This is a genomic window from Aeromonas sp. s4, assembly GCF_040907855.1.
GTDB lineage: Bacteria > Pseudomonadota > Gammaproteobacteria > Enterobacterales > Aeromonadaceae > Aeromonas > Aeromonas caviae.
In genome coordinates, this window is record NZ_JBFOCP010000001.1 from 1 (window position 1) to 17,915 (window position 17,915).

At 65.7% G+C, this 17,915-nt stretch carries 16 protein-coding genes; 9 read left to right on the plus strand and 7 right to left on the minus strand.

The features are described from left to right. Positions 1–351: 351 nt before the first annotated feature. Positions 352–684, minus strand: a complete 333-nt coding sequence (locus AB5Y89_RS00005; RefSeq protein WP_010675945.1) for a cupin domain-containing protein — start codon at positions 682–684, stop codon at positions 352–354. 206 nt (positions 685–890) lie between these two features. Between AB5Y89_RS00005 and AB5Y89_RS00010 the strand changes: the two genes are divergently transcribed. From AB5Y89_RS00010 to dhaM, 4 genes are all read left to right on the plus strand, one after another. Then, positions 891–2,249, plus strand: coding sequence for an NCS2 family permease (locus tag AB5Y89_RS00010; RefSeq protein ID WP_010675944.1), 1,359 nt, complete (start codon positions 891–893; stop codon positions 2,247–2,249). A 228-nt stretch (positions 2,250–2,477) separates the two neighbouring features. Then, positions 2,478–3,548: a dihydroxyacetone kinase subunit DhaK gene (gene dhaK / locus AB5Y89_RS00015; protein ID WP_323922411.1), complete on the plus strand. Its 1,071-nt coding sequence runs from the start codon at positions 2,478–2,480 to the stop codon at positions 3,546–3,548. Positions 3,549–3,557: 9 nt separating this feature from the next. Beyond that, positions 3,558–4,187 carry a dihydroxyacetone kinase subunit DhaL gene (dhaL, locus tag AB5Y89_RS00020; protein WP_005306235.1) on the plus strand — a complete coding sequence of 210 codons (630 nt, stop codon included), beginning with the start codon at positions 3,558–3,560 and terminating at the stop codon, positions 4,185–4,187. Position 4,188: 1 nt separating this feature from the next. Further along, positions 4,189–4,905, plus strand: a complete 717-nt coding sequence (gene dhaM, locus AB5Y89_RS00025) for a dihydroxyacetone kinase phosphoryl donor subunit DhaM (protein ID WP_336574401.1) — start codon at positions 4,189–4,191, stop codon at positions 4,903–4,905. A 59-nt stretch (positions 4,906–4,964) separates the two neighbouring features. Here dhaM and dhaR read toward each other — a convergent pair whose 3' ends face one another. Both dhaR and AB5Y89_RS00035 read right to left on the minus strand, forming a co-directional pair. Further along, the gene (dhaR, locus tag AB5Y89_RS00030; protein WP_368222626.1) at positions 4,965–6,866 is read right to left on the minus strand and encodes a dihydroxyacetone kinase operon transcriptional regulator DhaR; all 1,902 of its coding nucleotides are present in this window, start codon (positions 6,864–6,866) and stop codon (positions 4,965–4,967) included. A gap of 72 nt (positions 6,867–6,938) precedes the next feature. Then, complete coding sequence (locus tag AB5Y89_RS00035; RefSeq protein ID WP_368222602.1) at positions 6,939–7,832, minus strand: LysR family transcriptional regulator; 894 nt, start codon at positions 7,830–7,832, stop codon at positions 6,939–6,941. A gap of 152 nt (positions 7,833–7,984) precedes the next feature. Here AB5Y89_RS00035 and AB5Y89_RS00040 point away from each other — a divergent pair, with 152 nt between their 5' ends. From AB5Y89_RS00040 to AB5Y89_RS00055, 4 genes are all read left to right on the plus strand, one after another. Then, on the plus strand, positions 7,985–9,001 hold the full coding sequence (locus tag AB5Y89_RS00040; RefSeq protein WP_368222627.1) for an agmatine/peptidylarginine deiminase: 1,017 nt from the start codon (positions 7,985–7,987) through the stop codon (positions 8,999–9,001). Positions 9,002–9,133: 132 nt separating this feature from the next. Next, on the plus strand, positions 9,134–10,033 hold the full coding sequence (gene aguB, locus AB5Y89_RS00045) for an N-carbamoylputrescine amidase (RefSeq protein ID WP_368222603.1): 900 nt from the start codon (positions 9,134–9,136) through the stop codon (positions 10,031–10,033). Beyond that, entirely contained in the window at positions 10,030–11,139 is a 1,110-nt protein-coding gene (locus AB5Y89_RS00050; RefSeq protein WP_368222604.1) for an extracellular solute-binding protein, read from the plus strand. The genes aguB and AB5Y89_RS00050 overlap by 4 nt, the downstream gene beginning before the upstream one ends. Before the next feature lie 16 nt (positions 11,140–11,155). Beyond that, the gene (locus AB5Y89_RS00055; RefSeq protein ID WP_202044929.1) at positions 11,156–12,277 is read left to right on the plus strand and encodes an agmatine/peptidylarginine deiminase; all 1,122 of its coding nucleotides are present in this window, start codon (positions 11,156–11,158) and stop codon (positions 12,275–12,277) included. An 89-nt stretch (positions 12,278–12,366) separates the two neighbouring features. Here the strand turns inward: AB5Y89_RS00055 and AB5Y89_RS00060 are convergent, their stop codons facing one another. From AB5Y89_RS00060 to AB5Y89_RS00070, 3 genes are all read right to left on the minus strand, one after another. Further along, entirely contained in the window at positions 12,367–13,071 is a 705-nt protein-coding gene (locus AB5Y89_RS00060) for an SDR family oxidoreductase (protein WP_052816535.1), read from the minus strand. A 366-nt stretch (positions 13,072–13,437) separates the two neighbouring features. Continuing rightward, entirely contained in the window at positions 13,438–14,523 is a 1,086-nt protein-coding gene (gene ydiK, locus AB5Y89_RS00065) for an AI-2E family transporter YdiK (protein ID WP_164882905.1), read from the minus strand. A gap of 9 nt (positions 14,524–14,532) precedes the next feature. Then, the gene (locus AB5Y89_RS00070) at positions 14,533–15,909 is read right to left on the minus strand and encodes a bifunctional NUDIX hydrolase/phosphatase PAP2 family protein (RefSeq protein WP_368222606.1); all 1,377 of its coding nucleotides are present in this window, start codon (positions 15,907–15,909) and stop codon (positions 14,533–14,535) included. Positions 15,910–16,081: 172 nt separating this feature from the next. Between AB5Y89_RS00070 and AB5Y89_RS00075 the strand changes: the two genes are divergently transcribed. After that, positions 16,082–16,459 (plus strand): hypothetical protein, encoded by a 378-nt coding sequence (locus AB5Y89_RS00075; RefSeq protein WP_010675931.1) that lies wholly within the window; start codon positions 16,082–16,084, stop codon positions 16,457–16,459. Positions 16,460–16,539: 80 nt separating this feature from the next. Here AB5Y89_RS00075 and AB5Y89_RS00080 read toward each other — a convergent pair whose 3' ends face one another. Beyond that, the gene (locus tag AB5Y89_RS00080) at positions 16,540–17,727 is read right to left on the minus strand and encodes a hypothetical protein (RefSeq protein WP_368222607.1); all 1,188 of its coding nucleotides are present in this window, start codon (positions 17,725–17,727) and stop codon (positions 16,540–16,542) included. Positions 17,728–17,915: the final 188 nt, after the last annotated feature.

Genomic DNA, 17,915 nt, shown 5'->3' on the forward strand with positions numbered 1-17,915 from the left:
GCGGTAGTTCAGTCGGTTAGAATACCGGCCTGTCACGCCGGGGGTCGCGGGTTCGAGTCCCGTCCGCTCCGCCACTAAATTGAAAGGCCTTCCCTGACGGGAAGGCCTTTTTGCTTTCTGACGTCTGGATAAGAGCTCAGAGCACAAGAAGCAACCACCAGGGCTGCGACTTGCCACTGACAACTCGATCCCGCTCTGTTGTCCCTTGTGCTTGAGCCGGACTTTGTCCGTCTCTGCGTCCGTTATGCCACTAACAAGAAGCCCAGTCGACAGACTGGGCTTTTTTTCGTCTCCACGGTCTCCTCTTCGATCTTCGCAGCAGAAGCATTGCCTTCTTGAGCCGTGAGCTTGCTAGTAATAGACGCAGAGCCAGACGGTTGTCTCGGTCGGATGGGTCCACTCCACCCGGTGCTGAAGGTGCGCCGGGATGTTGATGTAATCCCCCGGCCCCAGATGGACGCGTTCCTGTACCCCGGTATCCGGTGTGATGAAGACCAGGATGGCCTCTCCCTGCACCAGCAATACCCATTCGTGTTCATCCTGATCGAACCACTCTCCGGTAGGGGTCTGCTGCCCCTGGGAGAGAATGCGCTCGATACGAACATTGTTGGTACTGACCAGATCCGCGAACACTTCACTGGGCAGGGGGGAGGGGATCTGGCCAAGCAGGTTGCCTGTGTGCATGGGCTTCTCTCCGGTAGATGGGAACGTGGCTAGCTAAGAGTGTAGAAGCTTGGGATGGGCCGCTCTCATGGAAAATGAGGTCTCCATCGAGCCCCCTTATGAAAAACTTCGGGGAAATGGGGGCTTATCCGCTGCAATCTCGTCAAATTCTTGCTATTTTGCGCGCCAGCAAGCAAACGATTTCCTTCACACTTTCAGGATGAACTATGGCAACGCAACAAACGACGGCCCGCGCCGGCAATGGCGGGTTTCTGGATTCCTATTTCTCCATCAGCCAGCGTGGCAGCACGGTGCGACAGGAGCTGCTGGCCGGGTTGACCACCTTCCTGGCGATGGTCTACAGCATCATCGTCGTGCCGAACATGCTGGGCGCAGCCGGTTTTGAGCAGGGCCCGGTGTTTGTGGCGACCTGTCTGATCGCCGCCTTCGGCTCCCTGCTGATGGGGCTCTGGGCCAAGCTGCCGATGGCCATCGGTTGTGCCATCTCTCTCACCGCCTTTACCGCCTTCAGCCTGGTGCTGGGTCAGGGGCTGAGCATTCCGGTCGCGCTGGGCGCCATCTTCCTGATGGGGGTGCTGTTCACCCTGATCAGTGTCACCGGCGTGCGCCAGTGGATCCTGGACAACCTTCCCTCCGGCATCGCCCACGGTACCGGCATCGGTATCGGCCTATTCCTGCTGCTGATCGCCACCAACGGGGTCGGCATGGTGATCAAGAATGAAGGGGCTGGCCTGCCGGTGCAGCTCGGCGAGATCACTGCCTTCCCGGTCATCATGACGGTGCTGGGTCTGGCTGCCATCTTCGGCCTGGAGCGCCGCAAGGTGCCGGGCGGCATCCTGATGGTGATCATCGCCATCTCCATCCTCGGCCTCATCTTCGATCCGAAAGTGACCTGGCAAGGCTTCTTCGCCATGCCTAGCCTGAGTGGCGAGAATGGCTCCCTGGTGGGCAGCATGGATCTGCTGGGCGCCCTCAATCCGGTGGTGATTCCGACCGTGTTGGCGCTGGTGATGACAGCCGTGTTTGACGCCACCGGCACCATCCGTGCCGTGGCCGGTCAGGCTGGCCTCATCAACGAGCGTGGTCACATCATCAGCGGTGGCAAGGCCCTGACTGCGGACTCCGTCAGCAGCATGGTGGCGGGCGTGGTAGGTGGTGCTCCGGCAGCCGTCTACATCGAATCTGCCGCAGGGACCGCTGCCGGCGGCAAGACAGGTCTGACCGCCACCCTGGTCGGCGTGCTCTTCCTGCTGATGATCTTCCTCTCCCCGCTGAGCTATCTGGTACCGGCCTACGCCACCGCACCGGCCCTGATGTATGTGGGCCTGCTGATGCTGGGCAACGTCACCAAGCTGGACTTCAACGACTCGGTCGATGCCCTTTCCGGCATGCTGTGCGCCGTCTTCATCGTGCTCACCTGCAACATCGTCACCGGCATCATGCTGGGCTTCGTGGCCCTGGTGGTCGGCCGCCTGTTTGCCGCCGAGTGGAAGAAGCTCAACATCGGCACCGTCATCATCGCTGTGGCCCTGGTGATCTTCTACGCCGGTGGCTGGGCCATCTAATCCTCACGCTATCGAGAAGGGCCCTGCGGGGCCCTTTTTCATGGCTGTGAGGCGGCTAACACTTTCCCGGATCTTCCCCATCCGCTCGTTTCAGATTGAAACGTCAGGCTTCGTTTGTTGTTTCAGATCCGAACCGAAATCCCTGTCATTTTTATCCCCCTATGGCTCGCTAGACTGGCTGCATCAACCATCTGTCCACCCGTATGGTGGCAAGCCAAGGAGTGAGCCATGAAGAAGCTGATCAATGCTGTCGATGCCGTGGTCCGTGAACAACTGATGGGGATGGCTGCTGCCCACCCCGAGCTCAAGGTGCGAATCGAACCCCACTACATCACCCGCGCCGACGCCCCCGTGGCGGGCAAGGTGGCGCTGGTCTCCGGCGGCGGCAGCGGCCACGAGCCCATGCACGGTGGCCTGGTGGGCAAAGGAATGCTGGATGGTGCCTGCCCCGGCGAGATCTTCACGTCCCCGACCCCGGATCAGATGTACGAGTGCGGTCAGGCCGTCGACGGCGGCGCGGGCGTGCTGTTTCTGGTGAAGAACTATACCGGCGACGTGCTCAACTTCGAGACCGCGGTCGAGCTGCTTCACGGTGACGGGGTCAAGGTGGGCTTCGCCCTCATTGATGACGACGTGGCGGTGAAGGACAGCCTCTACACCGCTGGCCGCCGTGGGGTTGCCACGACAGTGCTGTGCGAGAAGCTGGTCGGTGCCGCCGCCGAGGCGGGCTACGATCTGGCGCGTTGTGAGGCGCTGGCCCGCCGGATCAACAACCAGAGCCGCACCATAGGCGTGGCCATGCACGCCTGCACCGTCCCTGCTGCGGGCAAGCCCTCCTTCACCCTGGCGGACAACGAGGTGGAGTTCGGCGTGGGCATTCACGGTGAACCCGGCATTGAGCGCCGTCCCTTCACCGACCTCAACGCCCTGGTGGACGACATGTTCAAGGAGCTGACCGACAACAGCCCCTATGGCCGCACCCTGCGCCACTGGGACAGAGCCACCGGCAGCTGGCAGGAAGAACACACCTTTATCGAACCGCTCAATGGGGGTGACCGGGTCATCGTCCTGGTCAACAGCCTCGGCGGCACCCCCATCTCCGAGCTCTACGGCGTCTATGGTCGCCTCGCCACCCTGTGTGAAGAGGCGGGCATCCACCTGGTGCGCAACCTCATCGGCCCCTACTGCACCTCTCTCGACATGACCGGCATCTCCATCACCCTGCTCAAGGTGGATGACGAGCTGATGACTCTGTGGGATGCCCCCGTTCACACCCCCGCCCTGCGGCGCGGCTGCTGAGGAATATTCATGTTAAGCAAGCATCAGATCGTCAACTGGCTGCTCGACTGCGAGCACATCTTCACCGAGCAGCGTGACTACCTCACGGCGCTGGATACCGACATCGGCGACGGCGACCACGGCCTCAACATGCAGCGCGGCTTTGCCAAGGTGGCGGAGAAGCTGCCCGCGGTGGCGGACAAGGACATCGGCCAGGTGCTCAAAACCACCGGCATGACGTTGCTTTCCTCGGTCGGCGGCGCCAGCGGACCCCTCTACGGCACCTTCTTCATCCGGGCGGCCGCCAGCAGCGATGCCTGCCAGAGTCTGACCCTCGGCCAGCTCGGCAAGATGCTGAGCGACGGGGTGGAGGGGATCGTCTCCCGCGGCCGCGCCGAGCCGGGTGACAAGACCATGTGCGACGCCTGGTGGCCCGCTCTGGCCGCCCTGCAGCAGGCGGAACAACAGGGCCTGCCGCTCCCCGAGGCGCTGGACAAGGCGGTGGCTGCCGCCGCAGCCGGCACCGAGGCCACCATCCAGATGCAGGCTCGCAAGGGGCGCGCCAGCTATCTTGGTGAGCGCAGCATCGGCCATCAGGATGCGGGGGCCACCTCGACCCTGCTGCTGCTGACCGCCCTGCGTGACAGAGCGAGGTTGTGACATGATCGGCATCGTAGTGGTCTCTCACAGCGCCATGCTTGCGGCCGGTTTGAAAGCCCTGGCCGATCAGCTGGGCAGCCCGGCGAAACTGTTGCTGGCGGCCGGGGTCGATGACCCCGCCCATCCCATCGGCACCGACGCCATCGCCGTGATGAGTGCGATGGAAGAGGCGGACGACGGCAGCGGGGTGCTGGTGCTGATGGACTTGGGCAGCGCCCTCCTGAGCGCCGAGACCGCCCTCGAGCTGCTGCCCCCCGAGCTGAGCGCCCGGGTGCGGCTCAGCCCCGCCCCGCTGGTCGAGGGCACTCTGGCCGCCGTGGTGGCCGCTGGCGCAGGCCTGACGCTGGACGAGGTCGCCGCCGAGGCGCTTGGCGCCCTGGGTCCGAAACAGGGAATGCTGCCTGCCAGTGCGGCGCAGGCCACCACGGAGGCAGCCCCTGTTGCCGATGACGGCTGGCTGCGCAGCGAGGTGGTGGTGGAGAATCCCCACGGCCTGCATGTGCGCCCCGCCGCCCGGCTGGTCGCGGCACTCAAGCCCTTTGCCGCTGAACTCAAGCTGCAAAAGGGGGACAAAGAGGCGAATCCCCGCAGCCTGAGCCGGCTCGCCATGCTCGATGTGCGCCAGGGGGACAGGCTCATCCTGCTGGCGCGAGGGGAGGATGCCGGGGCGGCGCTGAGCTGCTTCCAGCAACTGGCGCGGGATCGCTTCGGCGACTGAAACATTCCCCCATCCGGGCCCCGTCAAGACGGGGCCCGCTTTTTTGAGGGGCGTTCTGGTCAGTGGTGGTAGTCGGCGGGATCGATGTCGAGCAGTTTGAGCCGCCGCCAGAGGGTGGTGCGGCTGATCCCGAGCTGGCGCGCCATCTGGCTGACCTGGCCCTTGCTGGCACGGGCGGCCCGCAGGATCGCCTGATGCTCCAGCTCCGCCAGGGTGAGCAGCGGCTGTCCCACCACCTCGTCCGCCAGCAGGCAATGACCCTGGCGGATGGCGGCCGGGAGCGCCCGGGGCGGGATCTGTGCCTCACTGCAATGCAGCAGGGCGTACTCGATGGCGCTGCGCAGCTCCCCCAGGTTGCCGGGCCAGGGGTAGGCCAGCAGGCAGTCGAGGGCGTCAGGGGTGAACTGACGCCCCGGTTCGCCCCCCTGCACCGTCAGGTGCTGGCGGATGAGTCCGGGCAGATCGGCGCTGCGTTCCCGCAGGCTCGGCAGCCAGAGTTCGCACCCTTGCAGCGCATAGAGCAGCTGGCGGCCGAATCCCCCCTCCTGCACCCGCTGCTCCAGCGGGGCGCTGCTGGTCGCGATGATCCTCACCCTGAGGGGGAGGATGCGGGCGGAGTCGAAGCGCTGGATGCGCCCCGTCTTGAGCAGTTGCAGCAGGGCGGCCTGCATGGGGGCGGGCAGGCACTCCACCTGCTCCAGCACTAGCGTGCCACCGTGAGCCAGCTCGAACTTGCCTGCCCGCTCCTGCCCCGCCTCGTCGGACCCCATGAGTTCCAGCGCCATCCGCTCTCTCGGCCATGCCTGGCAGTTGAAGATGACCAGGGGGCCGGCGGCTCGCTCGCTGCCAAAGTGGATGGCCTCCGCCAGCTGGGCCTTGCCCACCTCCTCCTCCCCCCGCAGCAGGACGGGGCCCTGTCCCCTGGCCGCCTGGCGGGCGTGGCGCAGCAGTTTGCGCATGGCGCTCGACTCCCCCACCAGGGCGGAGAGCTCGGGCACCGTCTGGCGCAGTTGATGAATGGCGCGCAGCCGATCGGTGGGATGGAGCAGGACGATGAAGCTGACCCCGTCCGGCCCCGGCAGGGGCTTGAGGCTCACCAGGGCGTCGATGAAGGCCTCGCCCCGGGTCTCCCGCCGCTCCAGCGTCACCTCCACATGGCTCAGGGGGGTCATCTCCGCGATGGCCAGACGCAGGCGCTGGGGCAACAGCAGATGGTGATCGAGGGGCTGACCCAGACAGACAGCCGGGTCGAGTTGCAGCCGACTGGCCGCCAGGGCGTTGAGGTAGCGCAGCCGCCCCTGGGGATCCCAGGCCAGCACGCCGTCTTCCATGCCATCCAGCAGGGCATAGAGCTCGCTCAAATGGTGCTGGGACTCCTGCATCAGGCGCTCCATCTGCAGCAGATTGGCCAGCTCGCGGCCGGCGCTGACGGTGAGCGCGAGATCTCCCGGCGCGGCCTCCTCCACCCGGCAGATCAGGGCCACGATCGCCACCTGGCGACCGGTGCTGTTGTAGACGGGGCTGGCACAGCAGTGCCAGGGGTGGAGACGCTGGTTGAAGTGCTGGGGGCCGCTGACGCAGAGCGGTACCCCCTCCAGGGCCGCGAGGTTGACGGCATTGGTGCCGATGCGTCCCTCGCTGAAAAATGCGCCTGGGCCAAAACCGAGGGTCGCCAGCGCCTGCAGGGTATCGGGGTGGCCGGTCCGGGCCAGCAGGCAACCGCTCTCATCGGTGAGCAGCAGGGCGCAGGGGCGCCCCTCCATGAACTCGTAGAGATCCTCCAGCGCCATCTCGCCGGTGGTGAGCAGGTCCCGTTTGCGCTGGCGCAGGCTCTCCAGGGTCTGCCCTCTGGCGCAGTGGGGAGGATGCCAGAGGGACGCGCTGGTCTGGTGGGCACAGCGCAGCCAGGAGGCCTGCAGGTGCTCGGGCCAGGACGAGAGGGGCTGGGGAACGGATGGCATGGTCACGGCGATATCCGGCAAGAGGGAAGGGGCCATTTAATCACCCTTGCCGCCCCGATTCAGTGACCGCTCTCAGAGTGTCGCGTCCTGGTCCCGGGTGGCAGCCTCTGCGGCAAACTGCTGCTGGAGCCATTGGCTCACCGCGCGGCACTGGGGGCTGCCTTCGCTCTCCTGATGGGTCAGCATGTTCCAGTTCGGCCCGGCCACCCGGTGGGACGAGAGGGGCAGCAGCCACCCCTGTCGGCGTGCGTCGCGAGAGAGCAGCTCGCTCGCCAGCGCCACCCCGAGCCCGGCGCTGGCCGCATCCTGCAACAAGCCGGGATCGGAGAAGTTGAGCCCCTGGGTCTGCAGGTGCAGATCGTCGCCGCCCTTGAGGGTCCAGTGGTGCCAGTCCATCTCCCGCTCCCCGTGCAGGGTGGTGCGCTCATGCGCGGGCTGTGCCAGCACGGCCGGGCTCGCCACCGGCAGCAGCCGATCCGCCAGCAGCGGCTGATGGCGGCATTCCGCCTGGGGGGCCAGGCCCCAGCGCAGCGAAATGTCGATGGTCTGTTCGGCCATGTTCGGCGTGTCGTCGCTGGTGAACAGCCAGAGATCGATGCCCGGATGCTGACGGTGAAGGTCGGCCAGCCGGGGCAGCAGCCAGAGGCGGGCGATGGCGGTACTGGTGTTGAGCACAAGCTGGTTCGGCTTGCGGTACTGCTCGAGGCGCTGTATTCCCACCGCCAGTTGCAGCAGCACCTGCTGGGTCGTCTCCAGCAGATCCTGGCCCGCGTCGGTCAGGGCGACGGAACGTCCCTGGCGGTGAAACAGAGGCTGGCCAAGCAGCTCCTCCAGCGAGCGGATCTGCTGACTGATGGCAGACTGGGTGAGGTGCAGCTCCTGGGCCGCCTGATGAAAGCTGCCGAGCCTGGCCGCCGCCTCGAAGCCGCGCAGCACGTTGAGAGGGGGCCAGTGTTTGAACATCATTGATTAGCTCCGCTTATCACTTTTATCGAAAATCGATCGTTTGTTACCCATCAACGGGGAGAATAGTCTATTCCCATCGTCAATAACCTTAATAGTACCTAATCAGAGAGGCTGAGATGCGCGAGCAGGGAATGAGGGCTGTGGGCTGGCTCATGCCAGCGGAGTGGTGCCGGCACGCGGCGACCTGGATGGTCTGGCCGCACAACAAGGCGCTGTGGGAAAACGGCTGGGGCGTAACCCTGTCCCAGGTCCAGCAGGACTTCGCCCGGGTGGTCAATGCCATCGCCCGCTTCGAACCGGTGAACCTGGTGGTGGATCCCGCCGCACAGGCGGAGGCTCGCGCCCTGTGCGGCGACGGGGTGCGCTTCATTCCCCTGCCGGTGGATGACAGCTGGTGCCGTGACTCCGGCCCCACCTTCATCTGCCATCCCGAGCTTGGCACCGCCGGGATCAGCTGGCGTTTCAACGCCTGGGGCGGCAAGTCGGCCCACGGTCTGGATGAGGGGCTGGCGCGACGCGTTCTCAACAGCCTGGAGCTGGAGTGCATCGGCAGCTTCCTCGCCAACGAAGGGGGCGCCATCCATGTGGATGGGGAGGGCACCCTGATCACCACGGAGTCGGTGCTGCTCAACAGCAACCGCAACCCCGGCATGACCAAAGTGGAGATCGAACGGATCTTCAGCCGCCTGCTCGGCATCGAGAAGACTATCTGGCTGCCGGGGGATCCGGACCACGTCACCGGCGACATGACGGACGGTCATGTGGACGGGGTCTGCGCCTTCAGCCGCCCCGGCCACCTGCTGGTGGATGCCACCCTGGACGGGAACTCCACCTATGGCCGCGTGGTGCGGGAGAACCGCCGAGCCCTGGCCCTGGCCACCGATGCGAGAGGTCGCTCCTTCGAGTGCCTCGAGCTGTTCGAGGCGAGCGAGGCGGTGGACGCCGAGGCGGAAGTGTTCTGCGCCTCCTACACCAACTTCTACCTCGCCAACGGCGCCATCATCATGCCCGCCTACGGCGTAGGCGCGGACGAGGCGGCTGGGGAAGTGCTGAGGCGCGCCTTCCCGAACCGGCAGCTGGTGCCGGTGCGCATCAACCAGTTGGCCCACGGCGGGGGCGGCATTCACTGCATCACCCAGCAGCAGCCGGTCTGGCCGGTGCAGGGGTAAGCGTTTGGAGCGGCCTCGTCAGGCGTCTGCGAGGCCTCATGACGGGATCAGGGAGGAGAGATTCATGAACAAGGTCGTCGCAACCATGCAGTCTGCCTGTCAGGGGGAACGCGTGTCAGGGAGGGTATCCGGATGAGCAAGATCGTTGTCGCCACCACACAATTCGCTTGCAGCTGGGAGCTGGAGCGCAATCTGGACACAGCGGAGAGCCTGGTACGGGAAGCCGCCGCCAGGGGGGCCAACCTGGTGCTGTTGCAGGAGCTCTTCGCCACCCCCTATTTCTGCATCGAGCAATACCACGGCCATCTGGCGCTGGCGGAGTCGTTCGAGCAGAGCCGGGTGCTGCGCCGCTTCTCGGCGCTGGCGCGGGAACTGGGGGTGGTGCTGCCCATCAGCTGGTTTGAGCGCGCGGGCAACGCCTGCTTCAACTCCCTGGCGATGGCGGATGCGGATGGTCGCCTGCTCGGGGTCTATCGCAAGACCCATATCCCGAACGCCATCGGCTATCAGGAGAAGGAGTATTTCAGCCCGGGGGATACGGGGTTTCGGGTCTGGGACACGGCCGCTGGCCGCATCGGGGTCGGCATCTGCTGGGATCAGTGGTTCCCGGAGGCGGCCCGCGCCATGGCGCTGCAGGGGGCCGAGCTGCTGCTCTATCCCACCGCCATCGGCTCGGAGCCGGGGGCAGAGGGGCTCGATTCCCGGGATCACTGGCAGCTGACCCAGCGCGGCCACGCCGCCGCCAACATCATGCCGGTGATCGTCGCCAACCGCATCGGACGCGAGGTGGCGACCCGGGATCCCGAGTTGCAGATGCGCTTCTATGGCTCCTCCTTCATCACGGATCACAAGGGGGCCCTGCTGGCCGAGGCGGACAGGGATACCCCGGGCGTGCTGGTGCGGGAGCTGGATCTCGCCGCCATGGCCGAGGAGCGGCTGACCTGGGGCATCTACCGGGATCGTCGCCCCGAGATGTATGGCGCCTTGCTGAGCCTGGACGGACGCAGCCATCGGGGAGGGCGTCCATCATGAGCGCCTTGACCAAGATAGCCACGGCACTGGCCCTGCTGCTGGGTCTGGGGGCCCAGGCCGCAGAAGGGGCGGGGGAGGCGACAGAGGAGAAGGTGCTGCGCCTCTACAACTGGTCCGATTATTTCGCCCCCGATACCCTGAGCGAATTCACCCGGGAGACCGGGATCCTGGTCATCTACGACGTGATGGACAGCAGCGAGACCCTGGAGGCCAAGCTGATGGCGGGTCGCAGCGGGTATGACCTCATCTTCCCGGGGGACACGGTGGCAGAGCGGCTGATGCGGGCGGGCAGTTTACAGCCGCTCGACAAGGGCAAGCTGCAACACCTGGGGGACATAGACCCCGGCCTGGCGCGGTTGCAGCAGGCCTACCCCCATGCGAAGGAGGCCGTGGTGCCCTACACCTGGGGCACCATAGGGCTCACCTACAACGCGGACGCCATCCGGCAGAGGATGCCGGATGCCCCGGTCAGCAGCCTGGACATGCTGTTCAAGCCCGAGCTGGCGGCGAAATTTGCAGATTGCGGCATCTCGGTCATCGACTCCCCGGACGAGGTGCTGGCGGTGGTGCTGCACTATCTTGGGCGGGATCCCCGCAGCGGCAAGGCGGACGATCTGGAGGCGGCCCTGGCCCTGCTCAAGGGGATCAAGCCCTATATCCGCAAGTTCCAGTCCCAGCCGGTAACCCAGCTGGTGAACGGGGATCTCTGCCTCTCCCTGGGCTACAGCGGCGACATGACCCAGGCCAGGCGCGCCGCCGCCGAGGCGGGCAAGCGGGTCGACTTCGAATACCGATTGCCGAAGGAGGGGAGCACCATCTGGATGGACACCATGGCGATCCCGGCGGATGCCCCCCATCCTGACTATGCCTATGCCTTTATCAACTTCGTGATGCGCCCGGCCAACATGGCAGCCATCACCAACAGCACCGGTTATCCGACTGCCAGTGCCAAGGCCAGACCCATGGTGGATGCCACCATGACGGCCAACCCGGATATCTACCTGGACGAGGCCAGCTACCAGCGGCTCATTCCGGGTCAGGATATAGCACAATCCCAGATGCGTGCCCGCATGCGAGCCTGGACTCGCTTCAAGAGCAGCCTCTGAACCCAGGAGTAGAACGATGTTTTCCCGACGCCACGTATTGAAACAGCTGGTTGCCCTTGGCGCCATTGCCGGGTTTGGCAGCCTGCCCGGTGCCCGCGCGGCCTTCGCCGCCGGCGAGCCCGGCGCCGCCGCTCGCTACCACATGCCGGAGGAGTCCTCCCCCCAGGCCCTGGTGTGGGTGGCCTTCGGGGCCACCAGCGAGATCTGGGGTCGCCACTACAAGGAGGTGCAGGCCACCATAGGGCGGCTGGTGCAGGCCATGGTGCCCTACACCCGGGTCAACGTGCTCTGCCATGAGGATGACGAGGCGCTGGCGCGCCAGTTGTGCGGCGAGCGCAACACCCACTTCGTCCACGCCGAGATGGATGACATCTGGCTGCGGGATACCGGCGGCGTCTTCGTGCAGGACGAGCAGGGAGGGCTCGGTCTGATGGACTTCAACTTCAACGGCTGGGGTGACAAGCAGGAGCACAGCCATGACGCCAGGGTCGCCGCCCTGGTGGGCCGGCAGACGGATGCCTATTACCTGCAGAGCGAGCTCATCGGTGAGGGGGGCGGCATCGAGGTGGATGGCAACGGCACCGCCATCATGACCGAGAGCAGCTGGATCAACAGCAACCGCAACCCCGGCCTCACCAAGGCGCAGGTGGAGGCGGAGCTCAAGGCCAACCTGGGGCTGCGCAAGATCATCTGGCTGCCGGGGATCAAGGGCCGTGACATCACGGATGCCCACGTGGACTTCTACGCCCGCTTCGTGCGCCCCGGGGTGGTGGTGATCAACATGGACAACGATCCCGACTCCTACGACTACAAGGTGACCCGCCAGCACCTCGCCATCCTGCAGCAGGCGACGGACGCCGACGGCAACAAGCTGGAGCTGCATCAGCTGCCGCCGCCCCTGGGCGGGCGGGACAACAAGTTCAGCCGCAGCCCGGACTTTGCCGCCGGTTACATCAACTACCTGCCCATCAACGGCGCCGTCATCGCTCCCCAGTTCGGGGATGCCAGGGCCGACCGCCATTGCCGGGATCTGCTGGCCAGCCTCTATCCGGGGCGCAAGATAGTGCAGATAGACATAGACCCGGTGGCGGCCGGGGGCGGCGGCATCCACTGCATCACCCTCCATCAACCTGCCTGAACTTACGCGCAGGCCGCTCTGGCGGAGTGACGCAGGACAAGGGGCGCTTCGGCGCCCCTTGTCCTTGCTGGCGTTCCATGGCGCCTCGCTCAGATCCCCGTCATGCCGATCTCGTCGAGCTGGACGTGAGCGGGTTGGCGCAGGGTGTAGAGCACGGCCTCGGCCAGATCCTCCACCTGGAGCCAGCCGGGCTTGCGATCAGCGGCGCAAGCCGGGGGCGGCACCTGCACCAGGCCTGGGCAGAGGGTGTGGACCCGGACGCCCTGGTGTTGCACCTCTTCCCGCAGTGCCCGGGCGAACCCCAGCACCGCAAACTTGGCGGCGCAGTAGACGCTGGCCCTGGCATAGCCGTGCCTGGCGGCCTGGGAGGCGATGTTGATGACGGTGCCGTGGCGGTTTGCCAGCATGTCCGGCAGGCAGGCCCGGGTCAGCAGGAAGGTGCCCTTGGCACAGGTATCCATCACCCTGTCCCACTCCGATTCCGGCAGGTCCTGTACCAGGTGGTCGCTGCCGACCCCGCTGTTGTTGATGAGCAGATCGACGGGGCCGAGCCGCTCCCGGATCCGGGCATGGCCGTCCCGCACCTGATCGCCGTCGCACACATCCAGCGCCAGTGCCATGACTCGCACCCCGTATCGTGCCTCCAGTCTGGCCGCTTCCTGCTCCAGCAGCCCCAGGCGGCGGGAAGCCAGGATCAGTTCCACCCCCTGGCTGGCCAGGGCCTCGGCGATGGCCAGTCCGATGCCGCTGGCGCCGCCGCTGATGAGGGCCCGTGTTGCTCTCAGTTCGTTCATCTTGTCTTCTCCTCCAATGGTGCAGGCATTGTGGCGGGCGCCTTCGGCAGGGAACAGGGGAGGGGAAGGAGTGATTCGAACCCTGGTTCGTGTTTTGGCGTTCCGGTTCGAACTTTGGTTCTAAACGCCGCGACCGGCCGTCGGTTCGATTAGCCGTAAGGGGTAATCGGACGTTCGCGTAAATCAATTCTCCCGCTATAACAGCCATCCATATTTCCCTGCTGACAGATGCCGCTGATTCATGGACACACCGGACAGCGGCACCTCGATCGTCCGATTACGCTTCGCTAATCGAACCTACATGGGACGGTAATAAACAAAAGAGCCGCCCTGGGGCGGCTCTTTGCATCGGGGATGAATGAATCGTCACGGCGCCTTGGGCGGCTCCACCAGAGCGGTCGCCGGTTGGTCATCTTCCTTGATCCAGGCATCCAGCAGGGTGTAGCCCACCGCCAACACCACGGGGCCGATGAAGAGACCGATGATCCCCAGCGCCAGCAGGCCGCCGATGACCCCCACCAGAATGAGGATCAGCGGCAGGTCGGCCCCGCGCTTGATGAGGAAGGGGCGCAGGAAGTTGTCCATGGTGCCCGCCAGCAGGGACCAGACCAGCAGGAAGGTGCCCCAGGTGGTGTCCCCGCTCCAGTAGAGGTAGCCGACGCTGGCCAGCAGCACCGGGAAGGGGCCTATCTGGGCGACGATCAGCAGGAACATCAGCACCACCAGCACCATGACATAGGGAATGCCGGCGATGAGCAGGCCCAGGCCCGCCACCGAGGATTGCACCAGGGCGGTCACCACCACCCCCATGGCGACGGCACGGATGGCCTGGGAGGCGAGCACCACCGCATTGTCACCGCGCTGGCCCGCCAGACGGTGGGCGAAGCGGCGAATGCCTTCTGCCGCCTTCTCTCCCGAGTGGTAGAGCAGGCCGCAGATGGCCACGGTCAGCAGGAAGTGGACGAACAGCAGGCCGAGGTTGCCCGCCTGGGCCGCCAGCCAGCGGGCGGTCTGGCCGAAGTAGGGGGCCAGCTTGGTGAACAGCACCTGGCCGCCGCTCGCGAGGATCTGCTGCCAGAAGTCGTAGAGTTTGTCGCCCACCAGGGGTACTTGCTGCAACCAGAGCAGCTCGGGGGGCGGGGATTGGCTGAGCTCGGTGCCCAGCTCGATGAGCATGGGGGCCTTCTCCGCCACGTTGGCCAGCGTCATGAAGAGGGGAATGACGAAGATGAGCAGCAAGATGCTGGTCATCAGCAACGCCGCCAGGGTGCGTTTGCCCCACAGCAGGCGCTGGGCCATCTGCATCAGGGGCCAGGTGGCGATGGTGATCATGGTCGACCACACCAGGGCGGGCAGGAAGGGGCGCAAGACCATGAAGCACGAGATGATGAGCAGGCTGAGGAACAGCAAACCCAGGGTGATCTTGGCCAAATCCACTTTTTTCATATTCATGGCATTCCCTTAACGAGGGGTTGAGCGCCCGGTTCGGGCACCGTGACGGATAGCGGACAACGACCACCAGAGCCCGGCGCTGAGCCAGAACCCCAGGCAGCCAAAGAGCCACCCTTGTCCCGCGAGGATCAGCAGAGAGCTGCTGGTGAGCGCGGGCACCAGGAACAGGAGCCCTGCCACGACCAGTCCCCCTGCCAGGGTCAGCAGCGCGGCGGGCAGGGCGGGGGTGGGGCTCCGTTCGAGTGATAGCAGATTACCCGATACCAGCCCCAGGGTGAACATGGCAAGCCCGGCCAGGGCGGTGGACTGGGTGAGCCAGGCCGAGAGGGCGCTGGCGATGAGCAGCCCGGCCCAGGGGAACGGGCGTGCCGCCAGCTTCGCCAGCGGGGCGCGCAGTGCCAGCAGCAGGGCCCCCAGGGCAAGGCCGGCCACCACATCCGAGAGGAAGTGGACCCCCAGCCAGACCCGGGCCAGCCCGGCCACGCTGGCCAGCAACAGGGCCAGCAGGGCCCCCTGCCAAACCCGCAGCGCCGGCAGCCAGCCAAGCAGCAGGCCCCAGTAGAGCAGGGTCGAGGCGGCGTGGCCGCTCGGCATGCCGAAGCCCTGGGCACTCTGGCGGGCCAGCTCGGGTTGCAGGTGGAAGGGCCTGGGCCAGCCAATGCCCGCCTTGAGCAGGTTCACCACCAGGGTGAGCAGCACCATGGCAAACAGCAGGTGGCGCAGCCTGGACCAGCCGAGCAGGGGCAGCAGCAAGGGCAGCAGCGCCAGCTGGAAGGGGACCGAGCCCAGCAGATTGCCCGCCCTTGGCCAGAGCGCATCCGCCCCGAGCCATTGTTGCAGGCGCTGGATCAGCGGCAACTCGGCGCGGTGCAGCGCACTGGCCGCGTCGCTGAAATCCGTCACCCACAGCACCTGGCTCTCGGGCACCTCGGCCAGCCTCGGGGCTATCCAGTCGAGCTGCGCCGGGAAGCGACGCTGGTCAGGGGGCAGGTCGGCGGCCGCGATCAGCCTGGCGTTCAGGATCTCGCCACCGAGATCCGGGGCCTGGAGCAGGGAGACAAACCCCGTCCCCCGCTGGACCCGCAGGGGCTCCAGGGTCTGGCAGGCGAACACCCTGGCCCGTTGCCAGCGCCCCAGCTCGCCGGTGACGCGACCCTGGAGGCCGGTCTCCTCGAACAGCTCGCGCAGGGCCGCCTGCTCCGGGGTCTCCCCCCTGTCGATGTAACCGCCGCTCAGGCTGTAGCGCGAGGAGAGCCTGTCCTGCACCAGCAGGATCCCTTGCTGGTGGCGGATCACGCAGGCGGCCGCAGAGGGAGGGGATTCGGCGCGGGAGGCGGGCAGGGCACCGCCCAGCAACAGCAGCAGGCAGAAGACGACTCGAAACATGATGACACCCAGAGGCAAGGAGTGGGGACAAGGGTCACAGAAATCAGACGGCCGGGCAATGGCTTGCAGGGGGCACCGACCCTGTCGGGGACGCAAGGATTGCCGTCTGCGCGGGCAGTCCCTAGTATTGGCGGCTATTGTTCTTCTCATTCACTACATTGTGGGGCTCTTCATGCGACAGTTCGGTTTCTTTCTGGGGATTGCCATCGGCGTCATCCTGATACTGTTTGGCAGCATCGTCATCTTCCAGGCCCTGCCTGCGGCGCTGGACGTGCTGGAGATGCCGAGCCGGATCCCCTTCGTGCGCGAGGTGTACACCTGGCTGATGAGCAGCGCCAACGGGCTCACCGCCCAGCTGGAGCAGAACTTCCTGGAGGCCTTCCAGACGGTGCTCAAGCTGATCCTGCTCATCACCTTCATGTGGGTCTGCGTCAAGCTGGTCAACATGGGGGTGCTGATCATCCGGGCCGGCGTCGACCTTATCCGCACCGCCATCGAGCACAGCGAAGAGAAGGGTGCCAAGCCCACCGAGCAGGACCGCCATTTCTGATCTTCCCCTGCCACGGGTCAGATAAACAACAGGCCATCATGTGATGGCCTGTTTTTATGGTGGCATGACGCTTAAAAAAGTCAGTTAAGCAGTTTTTCCAGCTCCGCTTCGGCATCCGCCCTGGCCTGATCGCTCAGGGTGCCGGAAGTCGCTTCCCGCTTCTCGCCCTGTTGCTGCACCGCCTTGGCTGCTTGCTGCTGTGCACTGGTCGCGGCACTGATGGTCGCTGCGCTGCTGGCGGCCTGCTTGGCGCTGTCGCTCACCGCCTTGGCGGCTTGCTGCTGCGCACTGGTCGCGGTACTGATGGTTGCGGCACTGCTGGCGGCCTGTTTGGCGGTGTCACTCACCGCCTTGGCGGCTTGCTGCTGCGCCGTGGTTGCGGCACTGCTGACGGCCTGCTTGGCGCTGTCGCTCACCGCCTTGGCGGCTTGTTGCTGCGCCGTGGTTGCGGCACTGCTGACGGCCTGCTTGGCGCTGTCGCTCACCGCCTTGGCGGCTTGCTGCTGCGCCGTGGTCGCGGCACTGATGGCGGTGGCACTGCTGACGGCCTGCTTGGCGCTGTCGCTCACCGCCTTGGTGGCTTGCTGCTGCGCTGTGGTTGCGGTGCTGCTGGCAGCTTGCTTGGCGCTGTCGCTCACCGCCTTGGTCGCTTGTTGCTGCGCCGTGGTGGCGGCACTGCCGATCACCTGTCTGGTGGAGTCGGACAGGGCCTTGCTGGCGCTCTGTTGCAGGCCCCCCATCATGGTGCCCAGCAGAGAACTGCCAGCGCCCGTGAGCCCCTGACCGGCACCGGTCAGGGCCGTGGCGGCCGGGGTGGCCTGGGACTGCCAGCCCTGCATGGCGCTGGGCCAGGTCGGGGTTGCGGCCGTCAGGTTTTCCCCGAAGACTTGGGTCGCCCCGTCACCTTTTTGCACCATGACGGCGAGCTGGTTGGTGTCGGCGTTCCAGACCATGCCGGCCTGTTTGGCTACGTCCGGCACGGGGGCGTAGCGGGAGACCACGTAAAAGAGCGGCCCCTCCTGTTGCAGCTCGTCGGCGGTCTTGAGCAGTTGCATGGTGTTCTCGTAGTTGGGCCCCAGCATGGCGGTCATTCTGTCCTTGATCAGCGGCTGCTCGAACAGGTTGGCCTCGTTCGGATCGAAACCGACCAGCGGCTTGAGCAGGGCCCACATCAGCTGGCTGGTGGGGCTCATCATCAGCAGGGGGGCGACACAGGCGGACAACATCAGGCTCAGGCAGGCAGCCTTGAGCAACGGCATGATACGCATTGACAACATATCCAGTTAATTATCTGATTATTAAGGGTTATTCATTACCGCATCCCGGCGATGCCGGTGGGGGCCCACGGCAGAGCCCTGACAGGCCTTTGCGGGCGCAGGCAGGCTATCATATTGCTTCCGGAATGCCAGATGAGCCGACATTTATTGGTCAAGTCGAGGGCTCTGCTGGTCGCTTT